Origin of the sequence: Gymnodinialimonas mytili (assembly GCF_037544085.1) — a bacterium.
Classification (GTDB): domain Bacteria; phylum Pseudomonadota; class Alphaproteobacteria; order Rhodobacterales; family Rhodobacteraceae; genus Gymnodinialimonas; species Gymnodinialimonas mytili.
In genome coordinates this window covers 583,393-601,877 of sequence record NZ_JBBIFW010000001.1, presented here as the reverse complement: position 1 = coordinate 601,877, position 18,485 = coordinate 583,393, and the positions used below count along the sequence as shown (strand labels likewise).

Annotated in this window: 20 protein-coding genes and 1 tRNA gene; 12 read left to right on the top strand and 9 right to left on the bottom strand. The window is 60.5% G+C overall.

Going from position 1 to position 18,485, the window contains the following annotated elements:
- Positions 1–44 precede the first annotated feature (44 nt).
- The 8 genes from V8J82_RS02885 to V8J82_RS02850 all read left to right on the top strand — a co-directional run bounded on the left by V8J82_RS02885 (position 45) and on the right by V8J82_RS02850 (position 8,168).
- Positions 45–1,667 (top strand): peptidoglycan-binding domain-containing protein, encoded by a 1,623-nt coding sequence (locus V8J82_RS02885; protein ID WP_339971964.1) that lies wholly within the window; start codon positions 45–47, stop codon positions 1,665–1,667.
- 161 nt (positions 1,668–1,828) lie between these two features.
- Positions 1,829–1,915, top strand: a tRNA-Leu gene (locus V8J82_RS02880).
- A 339-nt stretch (positions 1,916–2,254) separates the two neighbouring features.
- The gene (locus V8J82_RS02875) at positions 2,255–5,116 is read left to right on the top strand and encodes a monovalent cation/H+ antiporter subunit A (RefSeq protein ID WP_339971962.1); all 2,862 of its coding nucleotides are present in this window, start codon (positions 2,255–2,257) and stop codon (positions 5,114–5,116) included.
- Position 5,117: 1 nt separating this feature from the next.
- Positions 5,118–5,477 (top strand): Na+/H+ antiporter subunit C, encoded by a 360-nt coding sequence (locus tag V8J82_RS02870; RefSeq protein WP_339971960.1) that lies wholly within the window; start codon positions 5,118–5,120, stop codon positions 5,475–5,477.
- Positions 5,474–7,021 carry a monovalent cation/H+ antiporter subunit D gene (locus V8J82_RS02865; RefSeq protein WP_339971957.1) on the top strand — a complete coding sequence of 516 codons (1,548 nt, stop codon included), beginning with the start codon at positions 5,474–5,476 and terminating at the stop codon, positions 7,019–7,021. Before V8J82_RS02870 ends, V8J82_RS02865 begins: the two co-directional genes overlap by 4 nt.
- A 3-nt stretch (positions 7,022–7,024) precedes the next feature.
- A complete protein-coding gene (locus V8J82_RS02860) occupies positions 7,025–7,516 on the top strand; it encodes a Na+/H+ antiporter subunit E (protein ID WP_339971955.1) in 492 nt (163 codons plus the stop codon).
- Positions 7,513–7,782: a K+/H+ antiporter subunit F gene (locus tag V8J82_RS02855; protein WP_339971953.1), complete on the top strand. Its 270-nt coding sequence runs from the start codon at positions 7,513–7,515 to the stop codon at positions 7,780–7,782. Before V8J82_RS02860 ends, V8J82_RS02855 begins: the two co-directional genes overlap by 4 nt.
- Positions 7,783–7,790: 8 nt before the next feature.
- Positions 7,791–8,168: a Na+/H+ antiporter subunit G gene (locus V8J82_RS02850; RefSeq protein ID WP_339971951.1), complete on the top strand. Its 378-nt coding sequence runs from the start codon at positions 7,791–7,793 to the stop codon at positions 8,166–8,168.
- 28 nt (positions 8,169–8,196) lie between these two features.
- On the opposite strand, the gene V8J82_RS02845 is transcribed toward V8J82_RS02850, so the two are convergent.
- Positions 8,197–9,060 carry a LysR family transcriptional regulator gene (locus V8J82_RS02845; protein WP_339971949.1) on the bottom strand — a complete coding sequence of 288 codons (864 nt, stop codon included), beginning with the start codon at positions 9,058–9,060 and terminating at the stop codon, positions 8,197–8,199.
- A gap of 114 nt (positions 9,061–9,174) precedes the next feature.
- On the opposite strand from V8J82_RS02845, the gene acdA reads away from it, so the two are divergent.
- Positions 9,175–10,395, top strand: coding sequence for a 3-sulfinopropanoyl-CoA desulfinase (gene acdA, locus V8J82_RS02840; protein WP_339971947.1), 1,221 nt, complete (start codon positions 9,175–9,177; stop codon positions 10,393–10,395).
- 91 nt (positions 10,396–10,486) lie between these two features.
- Positions 10,487–11,515 carry an AI-2E family transporter gene (locus tag V8J82_RS02835; protein ID WP_339971944.1) on the top strand — a complete coding sequence of 343 codons (1,029 nt, stop codon included), beginning with the start codon at positions 10,487–10,489 and terminating at the stop codon, positions 11,513–11,515.
- A 53-nt stretch (positions 11,516–11,568) separates the two neighbouring features.
- On the opposite strand, the gene V8J82_RS02830 is transcribed toward V8J82_RS02835, so the two are convergent.
- Genes V8J82_RS02830 through V8J82_RS02820 form a run of 3 tightly spaced genes read right to left on the bottom strand, consistent with a single transcriptional unit; the run spans position 11,569 to position 13,317 of the window.
- Complete coding sequence (locus V8J82_RS02830; RefSeq protein ID WP_339971942.1) at positions 11,569–12,501, bottom strand: hypothetical protein; 933 nt, start codon at positions 12,499–12,501, stop codon at positions 11,569–11,571.
- Entirely contained in the window at positions 12,494–12,886 is a 393-nt protein-coding gene (locus tag V8J82_RS02825) for a phage holin family protein (RefSeq protein WP_339971940.1), read from the bottom strand. The genes V8J82_RS02830 and V8J82_RS02825 overlap by 8 nt, the downstream gene beginning before the upstream one ends.
- Positions 12,886–13,317, bottom strand: coding sequence for a hypothetical protein (locus tag V8J82_RS02820; protein WP_339971937.1), 432 nt, complete (start codon positions 13,315–13,317; stop codon positions 12,886–12,888). The genes V8J82_RS02825 and V8J82_RS02820 overlap by 1 nt, the downstream gene beginning before the upstream one ends.
- Before the next feature lie 378 nt (positions 13,318–13,695).
- On the opposite strand from V8J82_RS02820, the gene V8J82_RS02815 reads away from it, so the two are divergent.
- Positions 13,696–14,775: an amidoligase family protein gene (locus tag V8J82_RS02815; protein WP_339971935.1), complete on the top strand. Its 1,080-nt coding sequence runs from the start codon at positions 13,696–13,698 to the stop codon at positions 14,773–14,775.
- A complete protein-coding gene (locus V8J82_RS02810) occupies positions 14,772–15,521 on the top strand; it encodes a gamma-glutamyl-gamma-aminobutyrate hydrolase family protein (RefSeq protein ID WP_339971933.1) in 750 nt (249 codons plus the stop codon). Before V8J82_RS02815 ends, V8J82_RS02810 begins: the two co-directional genes overlap by 4 nt.
- Before the next feature lie 195 nt (positions 15,522–15,716).
- Here the strand turns inward: V8J82_RS02810 and V8J82_RS02805 are convergent, their stop codons facing one another.
- The 5 genes from V8J82_RS02805 to V8J82_RS02785 are packed head-to-tail and all read right to left on the bottom strand — an operon-like array spanning position 15,717 to position 18,482.
- Complete coding sequence (locus V8J82_RS02805) at positions 15,717–16,637, bottom strand: TonB family protein (RefSeq protein ID WP_339971931.1); 921 nt, start codon at positions 16,635–16,637, stop codon at positions 15,717–15,719.
- Positions 16,634–17,008, bottom strand: coding sequence for an ExbD/TolR family protein (locus V8J82_RS02800; RefSeq protein WP_339971929.1), 375 nt, complete (start codon positions 17,006–17,008; stop codon positions 16,634–16,636). The genes V8J82_RS02805 and V8J82_RS02800 overlap by 4 nt, the downstream gene beginning before the upstream one ends.
- A 4-nt stretch (positions 17,009–17,012) precedes the next feature.
- Positions 17,013–17,357, bottom strand: a complete 345-nt coding sequence (locus tag V8J82_RS02795; RefSeq protein ID WP_339971927.1) for a biopolymer transporter ExbD — start codon at positions 17,355–17,357, stop codon at positions 17,013–17,015.
- A gap of 25 nt (positions 17,358–17,382) precedes the next feature.
- Positions 17,383–18,066 carry a MotA/TolQ/ExbB proton channel family protein gene (locus V8J82_RS02790; protein ID WP_339971925.1) on the bottom strand — a complete coding sequence of 228 codons (684 nt, stop codon included), beginning with the start codon at positions 18,064–18,066 and terminating at the stop codon, positions 17,383–17,385.
- Positions 18,063–18,482 (bottom strand): hypothetical protein, encoded by a 420-nt coding sequence (locus V8J82_RS02785; protein WP_339971923.1) that lies wholly within the window; start codon positions 18,480–18,482, stop codon positions 18,063–18,065. The genes V8J82_RS02790 and V8J82_RS02785 overlap by 4 nt, the downstream gene beginning before the upstream one ends.
- Positions 18,483–18,485 lie beyond the last annotated feature (3 nt).

Below are 18,485 nucleotides of genomic sequence, written 5' to 3'. Positions count from 1 at the left end.
ATGGTGACACCCGGAAACGGAATTTGTCTGCGGAGAGCCTTTTTATGTTTGCTAAATATTTGACGACATCCTCTTTGATTGCCGCCATGGCCCTGACCCCGATGTTTGCCGCCCCCGCGGCAGCGCAGGACGCCCGCGATGTGATCGGCGGTTTGCTGATCGGTGGCGCGATCGGCGCGGCGATTGGTGCCGCCTCGCAACAGACCACGACACGCCGCGTGATCCCGGTACATCCGACGCCGCAGCCCGGCGCACGCCCGGCCCCGCCCCGCACCCAGCCTTACACACCGCCGCCCCAGCGCATCGTTCGCCCATCGATCCCTGCGACAGAGGCCGGGCGTCAGGTGCAAACAGCCCTGAATTATTTCGGTTTTAACGCAGGTTACGTGGATGGCCAGGTTGGCCCGGCCACCCGCGCCGCGGTTGAACGGTATCAGGCGGCGCTGGGCTATCCGGTGAATGGCCGCAGCTTTCCAGAGGAGCAGGCGCAGTACTTGATTGGTGCCTATCTGTGGGCAAGCAATGGCGGTCAGGGTCAAACTGGCCTGAACGGCACGCCCCTATTGGTCGCTTATCGGGGTACGTTGACGCCGACCGCGCCAGCGCCAAGCTATGCCGGTCAACCCGGCGGCGGCACGACGGTGATCGTACAGCCCGGCACGACCACGGTTGTACCTGCGCCAGGGGCTGCGCCCGTGACGACTGCCGCCACCAGCGGGTCCGGTGGGGTTCCGAATCTGTTTGCAGGCGCGACCGGCAATCCTGTCCTGTCGGCCCATTGTGATGGTGTCGCGCTGCAAGGTCAGGCCAATGGCGGAATGATGACCCTCGGCAATCTGTCGAACCCGGCCTTTGCCCTGTCCGAACAATTCTGCACCGCGCGTGCCAGCGCGGTGAACCAGGGCCACGAGTTGACCCAGGCGATCAACGGCCTGACCTACGCGCAGATCACAGCGCAATGCGAGGCGTTTTCGACCTCGGTTGCGGGCCAGACGGCACTGATCGGTGGGGTCGCGCCGACCCAGGCGGCGGGCTCCGCCCAGGGCTTTGCCTATACAAGCGGCATTCCGGCGCCCGAATTGGCTGCAACGGCCCGCGTGTGCCTGGGTGTGGGATATGGCGCCGACAATATGGATATGGCGATGGGCTCGGCTTTGATCTTGGTCGCAACCGGAGAGCCCGCTTATGCCGAATTGCTGGGCCATCATCTGCGCGAAGGCTTCGGCGTTGGTGCCGATGCGCACCGTGCCCATGAATGGTACGATGTGGCGATCAACGCGCTGCAGGGCGGGGCGACGGCCGTCTTCAGCCCAACCGATGCAGGGCGTTTGCCGCTGATCCGTCAGGCCGTGGCCTTGACCGTAGGCGGTGGCATCCCGACGCCGGTTCCAACGGGCGCACCGGCGCCCGGCTTCACACCGCTGCCGGTGCCCACGGCGGCACCCGGCGCCGCACCGATCTTTGCGCCGCAAAATGTGCAACCTCGACCCGTCGCCGTGCAGCCACAGGCCGTGACGCCGCGCCCGCAGCCCAACGTGTCGCCCGCATCGCCCGTGGCGTCTGTCACGCCGCAGCCCGTGCCGGTCGAGCCGCAGATTCTGCTTGAGGCGCCGCGTCCAGTGGAACCGAATATCGGTGTGACCAGCATCGCGCCTGCCACCAACTGAGCCGATACGACACATGGGAAAAGCGGCCCCGGCCTGGGGCCGCTTTTTCGTTTCAGCCTCATCCGAATGCAGGCACAGGCGAAATTTTCATCTCAGCCCGCACCAACCCCCTTCACAAGATCAGACCAAGCCGCTAGAGAGCGCCGACTACCTGATCACGTGCGCTCGTGGCGGAATTGGTAGACGCGCAGCGTTGAGGTCGCTGTGGGGTAACTCCCGTGCGAGTTCGAGTCTCGCCGAGCGCACCATTCTTTTCTTGGACGACGGTACTTTGCGTTCCTTGAGGCCGAGCTGGTGGTTGGGTTCCTCCCCCCCTCTCGACATGTTGCTCTCGCTCCAGAACCTTTGACGCTCCTGAGACCGAAATGCACGGCTTAGGGCAATCTGTCCTAAGCTGTTTACTTGGCGAGGCATCGACCTGTGTCCTGATCGATCTCGGTGAAGTGTGTCGGGTCAGGCACACACTCGGCCCGTTTTTGGCGGGCTATTGCATCGAACGGCCGCACATGGAGGTCAAAGCATTGTTTTACAGTCATCATTGCCGTCGTTATCCAAGGGGCGGACAAAGACTCGTGTAAGGGCAGAGAATGAGCGACGGCGGCACCCTTCTTTTTCTCATCGCATTGCTTCCATTCATCGGAGCGCTCCTTCCGGGGGTGATGATCCGGGCAGGACGCAACGCCTGTGCGTCCTTCACCGCCGTGCCGACCGCCTTGGCGCTTGTTATGTTGCTGACACTCGCGCCTGCAGTGCTGCGCGGCGAGGTGATACAGGCAGAGATCGATTGGTTGCCGCAATTGGGTTTGTCGGCATCGTTCTTTCTGGATGGGCTGGGGCTGCTGTTTGCCTGCATGATCTTGGGCGTTGGCCTGCTGATCACGCTGTATGCGCGGTTTTACCTGTCGGGCGAGGATCCGATGGGGCAGTTCTACACCTATCTGCTGTTGTTCCAAGGTGCGATGCTGGGGATCGTGATCTCCGACAACATTCTGCTTTTGCTGGTGTTTTGGGAGCTGACATCGCTCTCGTCGTTCCTGCTGATCGGCTATTGGAAACACCTGCCAGAAGGCCGTCAGGGCGCGCGGATGGCGCTGGCCGTAACCGGCGCGGGGGGTCTTGCGATGATCGGCGGGATGCTGATCCTGGGCAATATCGTGGGCAGCTACAACCTGACCGATATTTTGCAAGCGGGCGACCTGATCCGCGCCTCGGATTGGTATCTGCCCGCTCTGATCCTGATTCTTCTGGGTGCCTTCACCAAGTCGGCACAGTTCCCGTTCCACTTCTGGCTGCCCCACGCGATGGCGGCGCCCACTCCGGTCTCGGCCTATCTGCACTCGGCCACGATGGTGAAGGCGGGTGTGTTTCTGATGGCGCGTATGTGGCCGGTTCTGTCGGGCACCGATGCGTGGTTCTACATCGTCGCCACCACGGGCCTGGTGACCATGGTGATCGGCGCTTTGATCGCGCTGTTCAAAGATGACCTGAAGGCGCTGCTAGCCTTTTCAACGGTCAGCCATCTGGGCCTTCTGACGATGCTTTTGGGGTTTGGCACCACCGCCGCGGCGGTCGCGGCGGTCTTTCACATCATCAACCACCTGACCTTCAAGGCTGCGCTTTTCATGACCGCCGGGATCGTGGATCACGAGACCCATACCCGTGACATCAAGCGCCTTGGCGGGCTCAGGCATCTGATGCCGATCACTTTCCTGATCGGCACGGTCGCCGCATTGTCGATGGCGGGCATTCCGCTGTTCAACGGCTTCCTGTCGAAAGAAATGATGCTGGAGGAGGCCTCGCATACCGATTGGTTCGGCAGCCACTACGCGGTGCCGATTGCGGCGACCATCGGCGCGCTTCTGTCTGTGGCCTATTCCTTCCGCTTCATCGTTCATGTCTTCTTTGGGCCCAAACGCGAGGACTACCCGGCCAAGCCCCATGACCCACCCTTTGGCATGTGGGCCGCGCCTGCGCTTTTGGTTGTGCTGGTGATCCTGATCGGGGTGGCGCCCTTCTTGGCCGAGGGGATCGTGACCGCCGCTGCCAACGCCGTGACCGGTGCCGATCTGCACCCTCATCTGAAAATCTGGCACGGTGTGACGCCCGCGCTGTGGATGTCGATCATCGCGGTGCTCGGCGGGGCCATCCTGTTGGCGTTGCATCGTCCGCTCGACCGCGCCTGGATCGCGGCCCCGCGCCCCGAAGCGAAGGCGATCTTTGACCGATTGGTCGCCGCGTTGGTGTCGCTTACGCGTGGGATCACCGACATCGCCCATAACGGTGCGATCAGCCGCTACCTTGCGATCTTTACCGTTTCGTCGGTCATCTTGGGCTGGATTGCCTATTCCGGCAGTGGATTATCGGCGCCGACACGGGACCATCTGCCGATCCCCCCCGTCATAGCAGTGGTTTGGCTGATGCTGATCGTGGCGACGGTATCGGTCGTTGTGATGCACCACCACCGGTTCCGGGCGCTGGTGCTGATCGGGATCATCGGCCTGTCAATCTCGGCGGGTTTCGCCTACCTGTCTGCGCCCGATCTGGCGCTGACCCAGATCTCGGTCGAAACCGTCACAATCATGCTGCTGCTGCTGGCTTTGCATTTCATGCCCAAGGTCACCCCGAAGGAAAGCCCGATGGGCCTGAAGCTGCGCGATGGTCTGATCGCGATCACCGCGGGTGGCGGCGTTGGCGCTTTGGCCTATGCGTTCTTGATGCGCGATATCGATACGATCTCGAGCTATCATGTCGAGAACAGTTATGAAGGCGGAGGCGGCACCAATGTGGTCAACGTGATCCTCGTCGACTTCCGCGGCTACGATACCTACGGCGAGATCATCGTGCTGGGGATCGCGGGCCTGGTGATTTACGCGCTGATGCACGCGCTGCTGGACGGGCCGGCGGCGCGGCGGCTGAAGAACATGGACTATTCGCAGGATCGGTCGCGTGACCGCCATCCGTTGATGATGGTGGTGGTGACCCGCGTATTGATGCCCATCGCTGTTGTTGTCGGTATCTACATCTTCTTGCGGGGCCATAACGAGCCGGGTGGCGGTTTTGTTGCAGGGCTGGTGATCGCCATCGCGTTGCTGATGCAATACATGGCGTCGGGCTTTGCCTGGACGCAGGAACGCAAGAAGATCGAATATCACACGATGATCGGTCTGGGCGCAGTGATTGCCGGGCTGACCGGCGCGGGCGCCTGGCTGGCTGGCCAACCCTTCCTGACCAGCGCTTATACCTATGTGCATTTGCCCCCGATCGAAGAGTTTGAACTGGCCACCGCCATGCTCTTTGACCTGGGTGTCTTTCTGACGGTTCTGGGGGCGGTGATGCTGATGCTCTACAGCCTGTCCCGGATCGCGCGCTTTGCCGGTAGCACGGTCAATGTGGAGCCCATGGATTACGACCCCGGCGATAAAGTCGCCGATGGCAAGGCGGAGACCTGAGATGGAAATCATTGTCGCAAGCACAATTGCCGTTTTGACAGCGGGTGGGGTCTACCTGCTGTTGCGGCTCAGAACTTTTCCGGTGATCCTGGGACTTGCCCTGCTGTCCTATGCGGTGAACGTCTTCCTGTTCGCGAGCGGGCGCCTGGCCATCGACCAATCGCCGATCCTGTCGCGCTACGGCGAGGCGACCTATACCGACCCATTGCCGCAAGCCCTGGTTCTGACTGCCATCGTGATCTCGTTCGGCATGACGGCAGTGTTGGTGATGATTGGCCTTGGTGCATATCTTGAAGCCGAAAGCGACAAGATCGATATCGCGCCCGACGCAGAAGATACCGAAAAGGACGCGCAGGCATGATGCACTGGATCATTTTACCGGTGTTCCTGCCGGCTATCCTGGCCCCCTTGATTGCCTTTGTGATGCGCTATGACATCGTCTTGGCACGCTCCGCATCCGTGGCCGGAACCGTGATGCTGCTGGCCATCGCGCTGGGATTGACCGGTGTGGCGGCCGACGGCACCACCCATGTCTACCGGCTGGGCGATTGGCCCGCCCCATTTGGCATCGTCCTGGTTCTGGATCGCTTATCGGCTCTGATGGTCCTGCTGACGGCGGCGCTTGCGCTGATTGTCCTGATCCATGCCATCGCGACCGGATGGGACGCGCGGGGGCGACATTTCCATGCGCTCTTCCAGTTTCAATTGATGGGGATCTGCGGCGCCTTCCTGACGGGTGACATCTTCAATCTGTTTGTCTTCTTCGAAGTGCTGCTGATCGCGTCCTACGGGTTGATGATCCATTCCGGTGGGCGCGAGCGGATGCGTGCAGGCCTGCAATATGTGGTCATGAACCTGGCCGGGTCGACCTTGTTCCTGTTCGCATTGGGGACGCTTTACGCGTCGACCGGCACGCTGAACATCGCGGATCTGGCGGCGCGCATCCCAGAGATCCCAGCGGAAGAAGCCGCGTTGGTGCGGGTCGCGGCAATCCTGTTGATGATCGTCTTTGCGGTGAAGGCGGCGCTCTTCCCGGTACAGTTCTGGTTGCCCGCGACATATGCGAATGCGCCAGCGCCCGTTGCGGCCCTGTTCGCGATCATGACGAAGGTGGGGGCCTATGCGATCCTGCGGGTCCACACGACAGCGTTTGGTCCCGGCAGCCCAGGCACCGAGGATCTGGCCAGCACCTGGCTCTTCCCGGCGGCCATTGTCACCATCGCGGTAGGGGCCTTTGGCGTGTTGGGAGCAAAACGGCTTATGCCCCTGATCGCGTTTTCGGTGGTTGGATCGATGGGCACGCTTTTGGTCGCGGTTGCGGCCTTCTCGCCCAATGCGACATCGGCGGCCCTCTATTACATGGTGCATTCTACATTCGCCGCGGCCTGCCTGTTTCTGATCGCAGATCTGGTGATCACGCGTCGCAGCGCCGACACGCTGATCCCAATGCCGTCAACTGTGCAAAACGGCCTTTTCGCGGCGCTGTTCTTTGCCGCCGCGATTGCCATGGCGGGGATGCCGCCGCTCAGCGGGTTCTTGGGCAAGCTGCTGGTTTTGGATGCGCTGCGGGCGCCAGGTTCGATGGGCTGGGCGTGGTCGGCAATCCTTGTGGGGTCGCTTCTGACGATTGTGGGCTTTGCAAGGGCAGGTAGTGTCGTGTTCTGGAAATCCACATCCGTGCCCGGCCCGCTTCCGGTTCCGGACCGGATCACGGTGGAGGAGGAGGAACAGCCGATGACGGCCAACGCCCTTCAGGTTGCGCCCACGATGATGGTCATCGCGATCCTGGCGGTGCTTGCCGTGTTCGCGGGACCGGTTTCGGCCTATCTGGAACAGACCTCCGCCCAGCTGTTTGACCGTGCGGGGTACATCGCTGCGGTGCTCGATACCGATGAGGAGGGCTGACCCATGCTCACACGCCTTATTCCCCACCCATTGCTCAGCTTGACGCTGGTCTTGGTTTGGATCGGCTTGGTCAATACGTTCACCTTGGGCAATTTGATCCTAGGCTCGGCTTTCGGTTTGATCATCCCGATGGTCACGGCGCCCTATTGGCCGGATCGCCCAAAGCTGGCGCGGCCTTTTAAGATCGTGGAATATGTTCTTGTGGTGCTGTGGGACATCATCGTGGCCAATGCCCAAGTCGCGATGATCATCCTGTTCAAGCGCGAACCCACGATCCGCTCGCACTGGATCCCGATCCCGTTGGAATTGACCTCGGCCGAAGCGATTACCGTTCTGGCGGGCACCATCACAATGACGCCGGGCACGGTCTCGGCCACTCTGGCGGCCGATTGTAGGTCAATCCTGGTTCATTGCCTGCACACCGACGACCCCGATAGCGTGCGTGATGAGATCAAGTCGCGTTACGAACGGCGATTGAAGGAGATCTTCCCATGATCGAATACGCTTTGCTTTTCGCCGCCGGTTGCTATGGCGTGGCGCTTTTGCTGGATCTTTGGCGAATTGTGGTTGGCCCCGATGCCGCGGATCGGATCCTGGCGCTTGATACGATGGTGATTAACGTGATCGCGTTGCTGGTGCTTTACGGTGTCTGGCGCGGGACCGGGATCTATTTCGAAGCGGCGATGCTGATCGCCATGGTCGGCTTCGTGTCCACTGTTGCCTATTGCCGCTTTCTGCTGCGCGGCGACATTATCGAGTGAGGGAAACCATGGGCTTTATTGCGGAACTTCTGATCTCTATCTCGCTCATTGTCAGTGGCATCTTCGGCTTTGTTGGATCTTACGGGCTGATCAAATTGAAAGATTCATTGCAACGTCTTCACGCACCGACCAAGGCCACCACGCTTGGGGTTGGGGGCGTGCTGATCGCGTCCATGATCTTTTTCTATGCCGATACCGGGCATGTCTCGATGCATGAATTGCTGATCTCGCTGTTCTTGTTCCTGACGGCGCCGATTACGGCCAATTTCATCGCGAAGGCCTATATCGCGCGGAATATGCGTCGGGGTCAGTTGCCCAAAAGCGCAGGGGAATATGGATGGTCCGTCTATGACGATCCGCCAGAAGGCATGCCCGATCGCCGCTGACCCGCGCTGCGCTCCGCATTGCGATAGGTCAATCCGCCTCGAACAACGCCGCCAACGCGTATTCACGCTTGGCCAGCGCGCTGTCCCGCAATACGGCCAATACCAGCTTTCGCTGAATGGATATGGGCGCTGGTAGCTTTATGATCTGAGGGGTGAGGTAACGGTCGACATCCGGTATCGGAAGAAGCGTAAATCCAAGACCGGCTGCCACACACTCCATGATCGCCTCAAGGTTATCCAACACGATGGTCTTGGCACCTCGCGGGCGCGCCTGATTGACCATCGCGCTGGCAATCAGTTTGCCGATCCCCGTATCCGGCATGAAATGGAAGAACGTGTGCTGCGCCAGCAACCCGTCGAGCCCGTCGGTCAGCAGCGCATGGTGGGCGGCAAACACGAAGCTTTCCTGTCTGAGAAGCCGCGCCGACAATCGCGGTGGCAGGCCGTCGGCATCGGTGAGGATGGCGGCATCGATCTGACCGGTCAGAACCTTGTCCTGCAGCACCGCCGACAGCCCGGTTTCGACATCGAAACTGGCCCGAGGAGCGGTGCGGCGCGCATTTTCCAGAAATTTTGGAAGCAGCCGAACCGCCGCCGTCGTCACAAAGCCCAGTTTGAACTGTCCGACCAACGCATCGCTTGGGCGAGACAAGCTCAAAAGACTGTCTTCGCGTTCCAACAAAGCGATGGCCTCACCGACTATGCCACGCCCCATCGGGGTCAGTCGCGGGGGTCTGACACTGCGATCAAAGAGCGACAGGCCAAGCTCGGCCTCCAGTGCCTTCATTTGCATCGAGAGTGCCGAAAGGGTCATTCCAAGCTGTTTGGCGGCCTCCACAAAGGATCCAACCTGCGAGATCTTGACCAAGGTTCTGAGGGCGCGCGTTTGCATAACTTCAGGAATACTGGATTTGAGATCAATATTTATTCGATGGAAATGAAGTATAGCCTCTGTAAGGGTGCGTCTATCACCTTTTTGTGAGCGTCCCGTGTAAAGGCCATGCCCATGACCCACCCGCTTGTTGAGACCGCGAAAGACCTAGCTGTGCAGTTCGAACCGCGTGCTGCCCATTGGGATAGATCGCGCAGCTATTGCTGGAGCAACGTTCAGGATCTGGCGGATGCGGGCATCATGGGCATGTCGCTTCCGAAGGAATTGGGCGGGCAGGGTGCAAGCTTTCTGGATGTCGTGATGGTCGTCGAAGAGATCGCGAAGGTCTGCACCTTGACCGCGCGCGTAGTGGTCGAGGCCAATATGGGCGGCATCAGTGCCGTGATGGCCTATGGTACCGATGAGCAAAAGGCCTTTTGCGCCCCATATGTTCTGGCTGGGGATAAACCCGCGATTTGCATCACCGAGCCCGAGGCCGGCAGTGCGGCAACCGAGATGGCCACGACGGCGCGGAAATGCGGTGACAGCTATATCCTGAACGGATGCAAGCATTGGATCACCGGTGGCGGCGTGTCCAAACTGCACCTGGTTTTTGCACGCGTGTTGGATGAGGCGGGGGTCGAGCAGGGCATCGGAGGTTTCATCGTCTTTGCCGATCCGATGAATGGTGAATTGCCCGATGGGTTTCACATCGACGGCCGCGAGCACACGCTGGGTCTGTGCGGTATGCCTGAGGCAAAGCTGCGTTTCGACAGTCTGACGGTGCATGAAAAGTGGTTGCTGACACCCCCCTCTGGCCTGAAGCGGGGCTTTGCGGATTTGATGAATGCTTACAATTCGCAGCGGGTCGGGGCAGGGACCATCGCCATGGGCGTTGCTGCGGGTGCCTCGGATCATGCGAAACGCTATTTGTCTGAGCGCCAGCAATTTGGTCGCCCATTGGCGGAATTCCAAGGTTTGCAATGGATGGTGGCCGATATGGACACGCAGGTGCATGCCGCCCGTCTTCTTCTGCAAGATGCCGCCCGGTCCCGTGGACCGGATGGCAGCGCATTTCCTGACATGACGATGGCGGCACGCGCAAAGCTGTTCGCGTCCGAGATGGGTATCAAGGTGGTGAACGACGCGCTTCAGATGTTCGGCGCGCGTGGTTACAGCGACCGAGAACCGCTGGAACGGATGTATCGCGATGTGCGGATGTTCACCATCGGGGGTGGCACCGCTCAGATCCTGCGGACACAGATTGCGGGCTCTGTTCTGGGGATCAAAACGCCCCAGACACGCGATGGATATGCCCCGTCGGATCTGGGCGGTCATCGGATCGCGGCTGAGTAGACGATTTGGGGGCGGTTCAGCGGATTTGGTTTCAACCTCAAATCGTTAAAATGATGGGGAACCCCCAAAGCCAGTCGTGCGTTCGTGGTCCATGGACCAAACATCGCAACGCCCCGTAAAAGTCGCCCTTGTCATTCTATGCGGGTTGGCGGTGATCACCGCCCTTGAATTCGCGCAATCCATCCTGGCGCCAATCGTCAGCGCCGTTGTGATCGGGGTCGTGCTGTCGCCGCTGACCGATTGGTTGGTCAAGCGTGGTTTCCACCCGGCAGCAGCGGCACTTACAGTTCTATTTCTGTTTCTGAGCGCGGCGGCTGCGCTGGTGCTGGCATTGGAGCCCACCTTGTCATCGGCGATTGCACAAGCACCGATCATTTGGTCAGAGTTTCAGGGCGTGGTCGATCTCGCCCGCGGGGCGATCTCAGGCATCCAAGATATTCAAGACACGATGTCCGATGTCCTTGTCGATGAGGCAAACGCCGCAACCGACGAGGGCGCGCCCGCCGAGGCCAATCTACCGATCCCCAGCGTGTTTGATGCCTTGTCCTACGGTCCAGCATTGTTGGGCGGCATGCTGGTCTTTGTTGGCACGCTCTATTTCTTCCTGGCCAGCCGGTCGAACCTCTATGGTCAAATCGCCAGGGCGTTTTCGTCGGTTCGCGTCAGCACGCTTCACGATGCCGAGCGTCAGGTCTCGCGATACTTTTTGACGATTACGTGTATCAACGCGGGCTTCGGCACACTCGTGACTTTGGCAATGATGCTGCTCGGCGTACCGCAGCCTGTGTTGTGGGGTATTGCGACGTTTCTGCTGAATTATCTTCTGTATCTTGGGCCTGCCATGGTCGCCGTCTCTTTGCTTATTGTCGGTGTGGTGACGTTCGACGGAGCGCTCAGCTTTGCGCCCGTGGCCATCTTCATCGGCTTCAATATGATCGAGGCGCAGTTTGCGACACCAACCTTGGTCGGGCAGCATATGTCGCTTAATCCGCTGCTGGTGTTTCTGTCGCTGGTCGGCTGGTTGTGGCTTTGGGGACCAATTGGCGGCCTGGTTGCGATCCCACTGCTCGTTTGGATTTTGTTCATGCTGGACAAAGATCAGACATTGTCCTCTGCATAGAAAAAGGCGCCCAACGCGGTAGCGCTGGGGGCCAATTCTACATCATACAATTACTAGTTTGGCATCGCGCTGGTCTTTGTGGGGGTCGATTTGGTCGACTTCATCTGTTCGGCGGCTTGGCTAACATTGTCTGCTGTCGCCTCGATTGTTTCTTTGACCTGCTCTTGGCCGCGGGCGACGGCCTCTTTCGCGACGGTTTTCGCTTTTTCCACCTCTTCGCGGAAGATCCGATCCGCCTCGTCAAAGAGACGATCGCGATGTGCACCGATTGCCCGGTTCTCAACCGAGCTGCGTGGCAAGGCGGCGGCCAGGGCTGCGCCCGCGACGAATGCCAGAGCGCCGATCAGCAATGGGTTGTCATGCGCTGTCTGTCGCGCAGCGGCGGCGGTGCGACGCGCGTGATACTCGGCCTGAGAATGCGCGTTGATTGCAGCCTCGCGCGCGCCGCGGATACGCACTCTCGCCGCGTCGGGCAAATTGTCCAACCCATCTTCGATCCCGTGGCGCAGGGCGTCTGCCGAGGCGTAGGCGCGCTCGCGCAGGGTGGGGGTATGTGCGTCAGAATATGTCATTTCGGTTTCTCCTTGGTAGGTTTCAGTTCCAAATCGACCGGGGGTCGCGGCATCGGCCTGGCGAATGCGAGTATCGAATTCCGCCATGTCCGGTCCGTCGGGTTCAGGCGTGCGAAACCCAGTTGCTGTGGGGTGCGATGCAGTATCGTACGCCACCTTCGGCGGCGCCGCGCTTGACCTTGTGGCCAGCTTTGCAGCCAGCCAACTCAGGCCCAGCCCGGTCACCGCAAGCGGCATCGTCGAGCTTTTCAGAATAGGTCCGAGGGCACCGACGGTACCGCTTTGCGTGATCTGCGCAGTCGCTGTTTCGACCAGACGATTGGGGCGCAGTTGCCCGCCAAGCGCATGGATTTGGCTGCGAAGGGCATCGCGATCACGGGCGACGTCCTGTTCGATTTCCGTCAGATCAGGCATTCATCGCCTCCTTCACCATCTCCATATCGCGCTGAATGTTTGACAATGTGCGATTGGGGATCAGACGCTTGGATTGAAGGTTGCGAAGACCGAATCCAAGCAGGATGGCGGTGACAAATGCTAGAGAGCCGCCCACAATCAGTGCGGCCAACCAAATCGCAAAACCCGCCGCGACGAGACCGGCGACACCAGCGCCAGCCAGAACAATTGCAGCGACCAGCGCCAGGATGAAGGCTGCAGCCAAAAGGCCAAGGCCGATCCCGGCTCGTCCCAGATTTTCCGATATTTCCGCTTTGGCGAGCCGCCATTCACGGCCAGCCAGGCGTGCCGCTGTCTCAAGCAGCTGTGCCGCTTGAGACAATGCGGTGTGTGAGCCTTGAGACATTACACATAGCCCCAGCGATTGCTCGCAGGATGCGCATGATTGGGCTCCGGGATATCTTGCGCAGGTGGCTCGGCGCGTTCCGAGGCTTTCATGGCCCGGCCTGCGACAAAGCCCAACGCCGCGGCGCCGCCGAAAAACAGCAATGGATTACGGCGAGCGAACTCGGTCACATCGCGCTGGATCGAGCCCAGATCGGCCTCTCGGAGAGACGCTGCCACATGCGATAGGCTGTCTGAAATTTGCTCGGCCGCCTGACGTGCATAAGGGCTGTCATCAAACGCTGCGCCAGCCTCGCGGATATTCGCCGCCTGCTCGGCGGTTCGGTCGGCCACCGTGTCCTTGATGCTCTCGGCAGCCGACGCGGCATCAGCCTTGGCCTTGGCAGTGATATCTGCAGCGGCCTCTTTGGGATGTGATTGTTGCGTGCTCATGGGATCCTCCTTGATGATAGGTCAGTTTGAAAGTGCGGTTCAGCTGTGGAGCGTGTCGACTTGCGCCAGCGGGCCATCATGCCGTGTCATCAGCAGCGCGATGGATTTGCGATTATCAGCGGCCGTTTAGGCGGCGTTGGCCTATGTGTCGCTGATCTGCTTTTTTCTCGTCGGCAGTCACGCCGATCGCCGATGCGCGGAAGCTTTAAAGCCCGTCATGGCATCGTCCGATTGCCGCAGGCATCATTGGAAGCGTAAAGCTAGCCGATATTGGGCATGTCATCCTCCGTTGCTATCGGGGGAGAAACAGCCACAGCGCGGCATAGTTCCATTTTTTTCTCATTTGAGATTGGCGGAGAATGGCATGGTGGAGATAGCGTGTCGTCGGATTTCGCGGCGGGCGAGTGCCAACATATCGACGGAGCTTCCAGCGAAGAAGGTCCCGGTAACCTTCTGCACAATACACTGATCGGATTGGGAACCGATCTGCGCAGGCCGCATTATGTCGATATGAGACATGACCTTGAAACAACGCCCCGTCACCCCAACCGCCAAGTTGGCGTGGAACTCGAATTTGCCGGGCTTTCAGAAGCCAGAGCGGCAGAGTTAACTGCCCTGGCAGCAAAGGGAACGGTAACGGCCGGTAATCGAGGTTGGCAGGTGCAGACCCCCTACTTTGGGGAATGCGAGGTATACCTCGACAGTCAATTTGCCGAACCGGCGCGTAACATGGCTGGCAAAGCCGCCGTTGATCTTCTGAGCCGCGTTGTTCCCGTCGAACTCGTCACACAGCCCTTCGCGCTGGACGATCTGCCACGTTTCGATATCGTCATTGACGCGCTCCGTCGCGGTGGCGCGTCGGGCACGCGCGGCCATTTTGTTTTCGGGTTTGGTGTTCACCTGAATGTCGAGATTGCTGAGCGTACCGCTGGATACCTTGCGCGACATATCCTGGCCTATGGTCTGATCGAGGAGTTTCTGCGCGCACAGGACCCGATTGATGTGTCGCGCCGTATTCTTCCCTTCGTAAATCCGTATCCGGACGCATTTGTAGATGCTCTGGCAGCCGACCTTCCCGGCGATGTCGATGCGCTGATCAAGTTGTACCTGACCCATTGTCCAAGCCGAGACCACGGCTTGGACATGTTGCCGATCTTGGCGACATTCGATGAGGACCGGATCATGGAGAATGTCCAAGGAATAACCGCGACGAAACCGCGCCCCGCATTTCATTTTCGCCTGCCTGATTGCCGGATCGATGAGCCCGATTGGTCGATCCTTGAAGCCTGGAACATGTGGCGCTGTGTGGAAGAGCTTGCCGCTGATCCGAACCGTTTGCGCGATCTGCGCGATGCGCGGCTCGATTGGGCGGAGAAGTCCCGTCTCAGCCGCGCCCCGTGGTTCAGGGTCGTTGCCGACCACATGCCCAACAGCCGGACAGACGGGGTTTTCGCATGACCCGCGCAAAACCCGTGATCGGCGTGACGGTGTCGCGACGTTCGGCCTGGCGCGTCTTCCCGTTATTTGCGCTGAACATCTGGCTCGCCGGTGGGCGGGCGGTGCAGTGGCGCAGTGCGGCTGACGTGGATGTGGATGGCGTTGATGGCATCGTGATCGGTGGCGGCGATGATATCGCGCCGACGCTCTATGGTGGAGAATTGCGCGTGGAAGCCCGATTGGATCATGCGCGCGATGCGTTGGAGCGGTGGATTTTGGAAGCTGCCTTTGATCGCGAGATGCCGATCCTGGGCGTGTGTCGCGGTGCGCAGATGCTCAACATCGTGCTGGGGGGCACGTTGGAGCAAGACGCCTACGGCCGCTATGGCTCGCGCAGATATCGGACCATCCTGCCGCGCCGTTCTGTTCAGATCGAAGAAGAAAGCCGCCTGAGGTCTATTGTTGGCGCCGCGCCGATGCGTGTGAATGCGTTGCACAAACAAGCGGTCGACACGCTCGGCAACGGTCTGCGGATTGCCGCACGCGACGAGAAGGGAATGGTCCAGGCGATCGAACGCACACGCGATCCTTTCGCAATCGGCGTTCAATGGCATCCAGAGCATATCTTCTATGCCAGGCGCCATCTTGCCCTGTTCCGTGCTTTGATTGCGGCGGCGCGTGCATTTAAGGGGCGTCGCAGCCAAACTCGTGCTGCGGAAAAAATCAGCGAAGACGACCCAATTTTCGGGGAACTTAAAGCTGAGTGATGAGTTTCATTTCCAAGAGAGGTTTTGTCCCTCGTCCTCTCTTACGTTTCGCCCGGCGACTGGACTGTCCTGTCCCCAAACCCAGCGCAGTCGCCGGGCTATTCCATAAGATTTTAGTTAAATGCCGTTGAGCGTTTGACACTGCGGCGGGAAAAGCCTGCGCCGCGGGATCATTTATCAAATGCCTTTTGCATTCTAGCGTCCGCCAAAAGCCACCGAAAAGCTGGTTTGCGCCCCCAGCGGCGGCGGCGGAAAGGGCGCCGCGCGCTGGATGATGGACAATCCCGTCTGGTCGAGTTCTGCGTTGCCGGAGGACCGGCTCACGCTTGCACCAACCAACGCGCCGTTAGACCCGATCTGAAACGCAACGACGGCGTCGGGCCCGGTATGTCGCAAGCGTGGACGTCCCTGCCGCGAGATCTGACGCATGACTTGCCCCGGATACGCGGCCACGGCAGCGGCATCCCCGGCTTGGGGTGCAGGTTGCGGGTTGGGTGAGGTCACCGTCGCCCCCGCATCTTCTGATCCGGTGGCTGAGCCGCGGATCGTATCCGTCGCGGCATTCCCACTGGCGGCGCTTTGGGTGGGCGTGGGCGGCTCAGGCTGCGGCTCAGGCGCCAGATCGTCGGGGCGGCGCGCGGGTCGTGGGCTCACCAACGGAGCCAACAGCTCGTCGCCATTTGCTGCCGCAACCTCTGTTGCAGGTGCTGGTATCGCCTGTTCGGCTGCGGGGCGCTCGGCGCGTGGCGTCGCGGCGATCACGCTGGGAGTGGCGGCGATTGGCGCCTCATTGGTGGTGGGCTGGGCAAGGGTAGCGGCTGCCTCGGTTTGCGAGGGATCGACCTCCGCCGTTTCATTGGGCATGGCCTGATCGGGTTGAACGGGTTCTGTCATTGTTCTGTCGGCTTCCGTCGGCTCCACAAGATCCGGCCTGCTGGTGCCCGGCATGCCGGCGACCATATCGGCAAAGGCGGTGCCCAGTCGGGCCGGAGCGGGCTCGCCGCCACCATCTAGTAAAGGCGGAGGCTCGGCGGCAAACCACGCCGATCCGACCAGATGCGCCCCACCTGACAGAAATACCGCGGCCAGCGCACCCGCAACACGCGCGGCCCTCATTGCAGGCCTCGCTCGGTCACAACCCAGATTTCCTCGGCGCCTGCCTCGCGCAATTCGCGGCTCAATGCGACCAGGCGCTGGGCGGGTAAGGTGCGGTCAGGTACCAATCGAATGTCGGAACCAAGTTCGAGCAATTCGGTTACGGAGATGGTCTCACCACCGAGGGTGAGTGTCCCGTCCGGCAGGACGACAGCCGCGTCCGGCGGCGCGCGCCTGTCCAAATCGACGGTTTCCACAAGGGTCACCCGAGGGTCCAATGGCTGTGCGACGGCGCCAGCGATCAGAAAAAAGATCAACATCAGAAAAACGACGTTGATCAGCGCGATAGTGGGCTCATGGGTTTTGCGAGGCGATGCGCGGCGCAGTGACATGAAGCTATTCCAAAACCGTGACGGTCAGATCGGGATCAGACCCGATTGCGACCAACAGATCGACCAAACGCTGTGATGTGACCTCCGTCGTTGTGCTGATCAGAACATCGGTCGGACCTTCGGCCCGCGCGCTCAGCACATCTTGGATCTCGGCCAGATCAACGCTCTCGGCGTTGACTGTGATGCGTTCCATATCGAGCCGCAGAAAAATCGGCGGTGTGTCCGTCGGTGCCGCGGCGCCAGCGCCCGCCGCCGCCAATTGGATCTCGGAAAACCGCGTGAAGGTTGAGGTCAGCATGAAAAATAACAGCAACAGAAAAATCACGTCGATCAGCGATGTCAGCGACAAGACCCGCCGCCGGAACCGAACCGCTCTAACCGGCATTGGGAAGCGGCGCCGCGACAAATGCCTGATCCGCGTTGGTCGTGCTTTCGACGGGGCAGAACGCGCGGCGGATCAAGCCATCGGCCATGGCACGCTCGGCCTCGGTACGGGATTCGAACCAGGTCAGGACAAGAGATGTCGGCATCGCAACGGCTAATCCCGCGGCGGTGGTCATCAGCGCGACCCAGATCCCGCCTGCCAAGATCGAGGGATCGACACTATCGCCCGCGCTTTGCAGCGCTTGGAACGCGTCGATCATGCCCAAAACCGTACCGAACAGCCCCAGCAATGGGGCGATTTGCGCGATGGAATCGAGCAATCGAAACCCCCGTTCCAGTGCGTCCAAGCGTTCGGCGGCCTCAACCTCGACCCGCGCCTGATAGGTCTCGGGATCGGCGGCATTCATCCGGTCAAGCATATGATCGAAGAGGGGTGCCAGATGGCTGCGGCTTTGCGCGGTCAGGCGCCGCGCCTCGGCCCGGTCACCCCGATCCAAGGCGACGCTCGCTGCGCGCAGGCGTGTGTGTCGCCCCACGCCCGCCTTCAAAAATTGGCCGATCTTATAGAGGATAACTGCAAGTGAAATCAGCGACATTGCCAGCAGAAGGGCAACGACGGGCCCGCCGAGATCGACGAGCCCACCGAGATTGGAGAGCGCACCTTCCAGCGTCATCCGATCACCTCCACCCCGTCAACACGAGAGACGGGAGAGAGGGCCCCTTCACAGGTTGCGGCATCCAGATCATCCCCTGCGCAGGCATCCACACCATTGATCAGCACCTGACCAAGGCCGTCGCAGGCCAGACCCGGCATATCAAACTCGCGCACCCGCGGGCGGGCGGCAGGCAAGTTGCCCATATCGAAAAGGGTCAGCCGATCTACCGCGCCTTCGGTTGTAAAAAGCACCGTTTCAAACACGATCTGTTCAATGTCCTGATCCATGTTGTTTTGGGCCAGAAAGGTGAGGCGGCATGCGCCCTCAATCGCGACGGCGCGATTCAGTTCGATGATGATATTGCCTGTGGGCCCCTGCGCTGCGGCTCCGGTGGGGAGGCTTGCGAGCAATATGGCTTTCAAAAGATGGCGCATGTC

What these genes read in the sequence shown, in the direction of transcription:
- V8J82_RS02855 (WP_339971953.1), top strand. Translation starts at nt 7,513, where the DNA reads ATGATCGAATACGCTTTGCTTTTCGCCGCCGGTTGCTATGGCGTGGCG.
- V8J82_RS02835 (WP_339971944.1), top strand. Translation starts at nt 10,487, where the DNA reads ATGGACCAAACATCGCAACGCCCCGTAAAAGTCGCCCTTGTCATTCTA.
- V8J82_RS02885 (WP_339971964.1), top strand. Translation starts at nt 45, where the DNA reads ATGTTTGCTAAATATTTGACGACATCCTCTTTGATTGCCGCCATGGCC.
- V8J82_RS02790 (WP_339971925.1), bottom strand. Translation starts at nt 18,066, where the DNA reads ATGACGCTGGAAGGTGCGCTCTCCAATCTCGGTGGGCTCGTCGATCTC.
- V8J82_RS02810 (WP_339971933.1), top strand. Translation starts at nt 14,772, where the DNA reads ATGACCCGCGCAAAACCCGTGATCGGCGTGACGGTGTCGCGACGTTCG.
- V8J82_RS02800 (WP_339971929.1), bottom strand. Translation starts at nt 17,008, where the DNA reads ATGTCACTGCGCCGCGCATCGCCTCGCAAAACCCATGAGCCCACTATC.
- V8J82_RS02875 (WP_339971962.1), top strand. Translation starts at nt 2,255, where the DNA reads ATGAGCGACGGCGGCACCCTTCTTTTTCTCATCGCATTGCTTCCATTC.
- V8J82_RS02785 (WP_339971923.1), bottom strand. Translation starts at nt 18,482, where the DNA reads ATGCGCCATCTTTTGAAAGCCATATTGCTCGCAAGCCTCCCCACCGGA.
- V8J82_RS02850 (WP_339971951.1), top strand. Translation starts at nt 7,791, where the DNA reads ATGGGCTTTATTGCGGAACTTCTGATCTCTATCTCGCTCATTGTCAGT.
- V8J82_RS02805 (WP_339971931.1), bottom strand. Translation starts at nt 16,637, where the DNA reads ATGAGGGCCGCGCGTGTTGCGGGTGCGCTGGCCGCGGTATTTCTGTCA.
- V8J82_RS02860 (WP_339971955.1), top strand. Translation starts at nt 7,025, where the DNA reads ATGCTCACACGCCTTATTCCCCACCCATTGCTCAGCTTGACGCTGGTC.
- V8J82_RS02830 (WP_339971942.1), bottom strand. Translation starts at nt 12,501, where the DNA reads ATGCCTGATCTGACGGAAATCGAACAGGACGTCGCCCGTGATCGCGAT.
- V8J82_RS02845 (WP_339971949.1), bottom strand. Translation starts at nt 9,060, where the DNA reads ATGCAAACGCGCGCCCTCAGAACCTTGGTCAAGATCTCGCAGGTTGGA.
- V8J82_RS02865 (WP_339971957.1), top strand. Translation starts at nt 5,474, where the DNA reads ATGATGCACTGGATCATTTTACCGGTGTTCCTGCCGGCTATCCTGGCC.
- V8J82_RS02870 (WP_339971960.1), top strand. Translation starts at nt 5,118, where the DNA reads ATGGAAATCATTGTCGCAAGCACAATTGCCGTTTTGACAGCGGGTGGG.
- acdA (WP_339971947.1), top strand. Translation starts at nt 9,175, where the DNA reads ATGACCCACCCGCTTGTTGAGACCGCGAAAGACCTAGCTGTGCAGTTC.
- V8J82_RS02820 (WP_339971937.1), bottom strand. Translation starts at nt 13,317, where the DNA reads ATGAGCACGCAACAATCACATCCCAAAGAGGCCGCTGCAGATATCACT.
- V8J82_RS02825 (WP_339971940.1), bottom strand. Translation starts at nt 12,886, where the DNA reads ATGTCTCAAGGCTCACACACCGCATTGTCTCAAGCGGCACAGCTGCTT.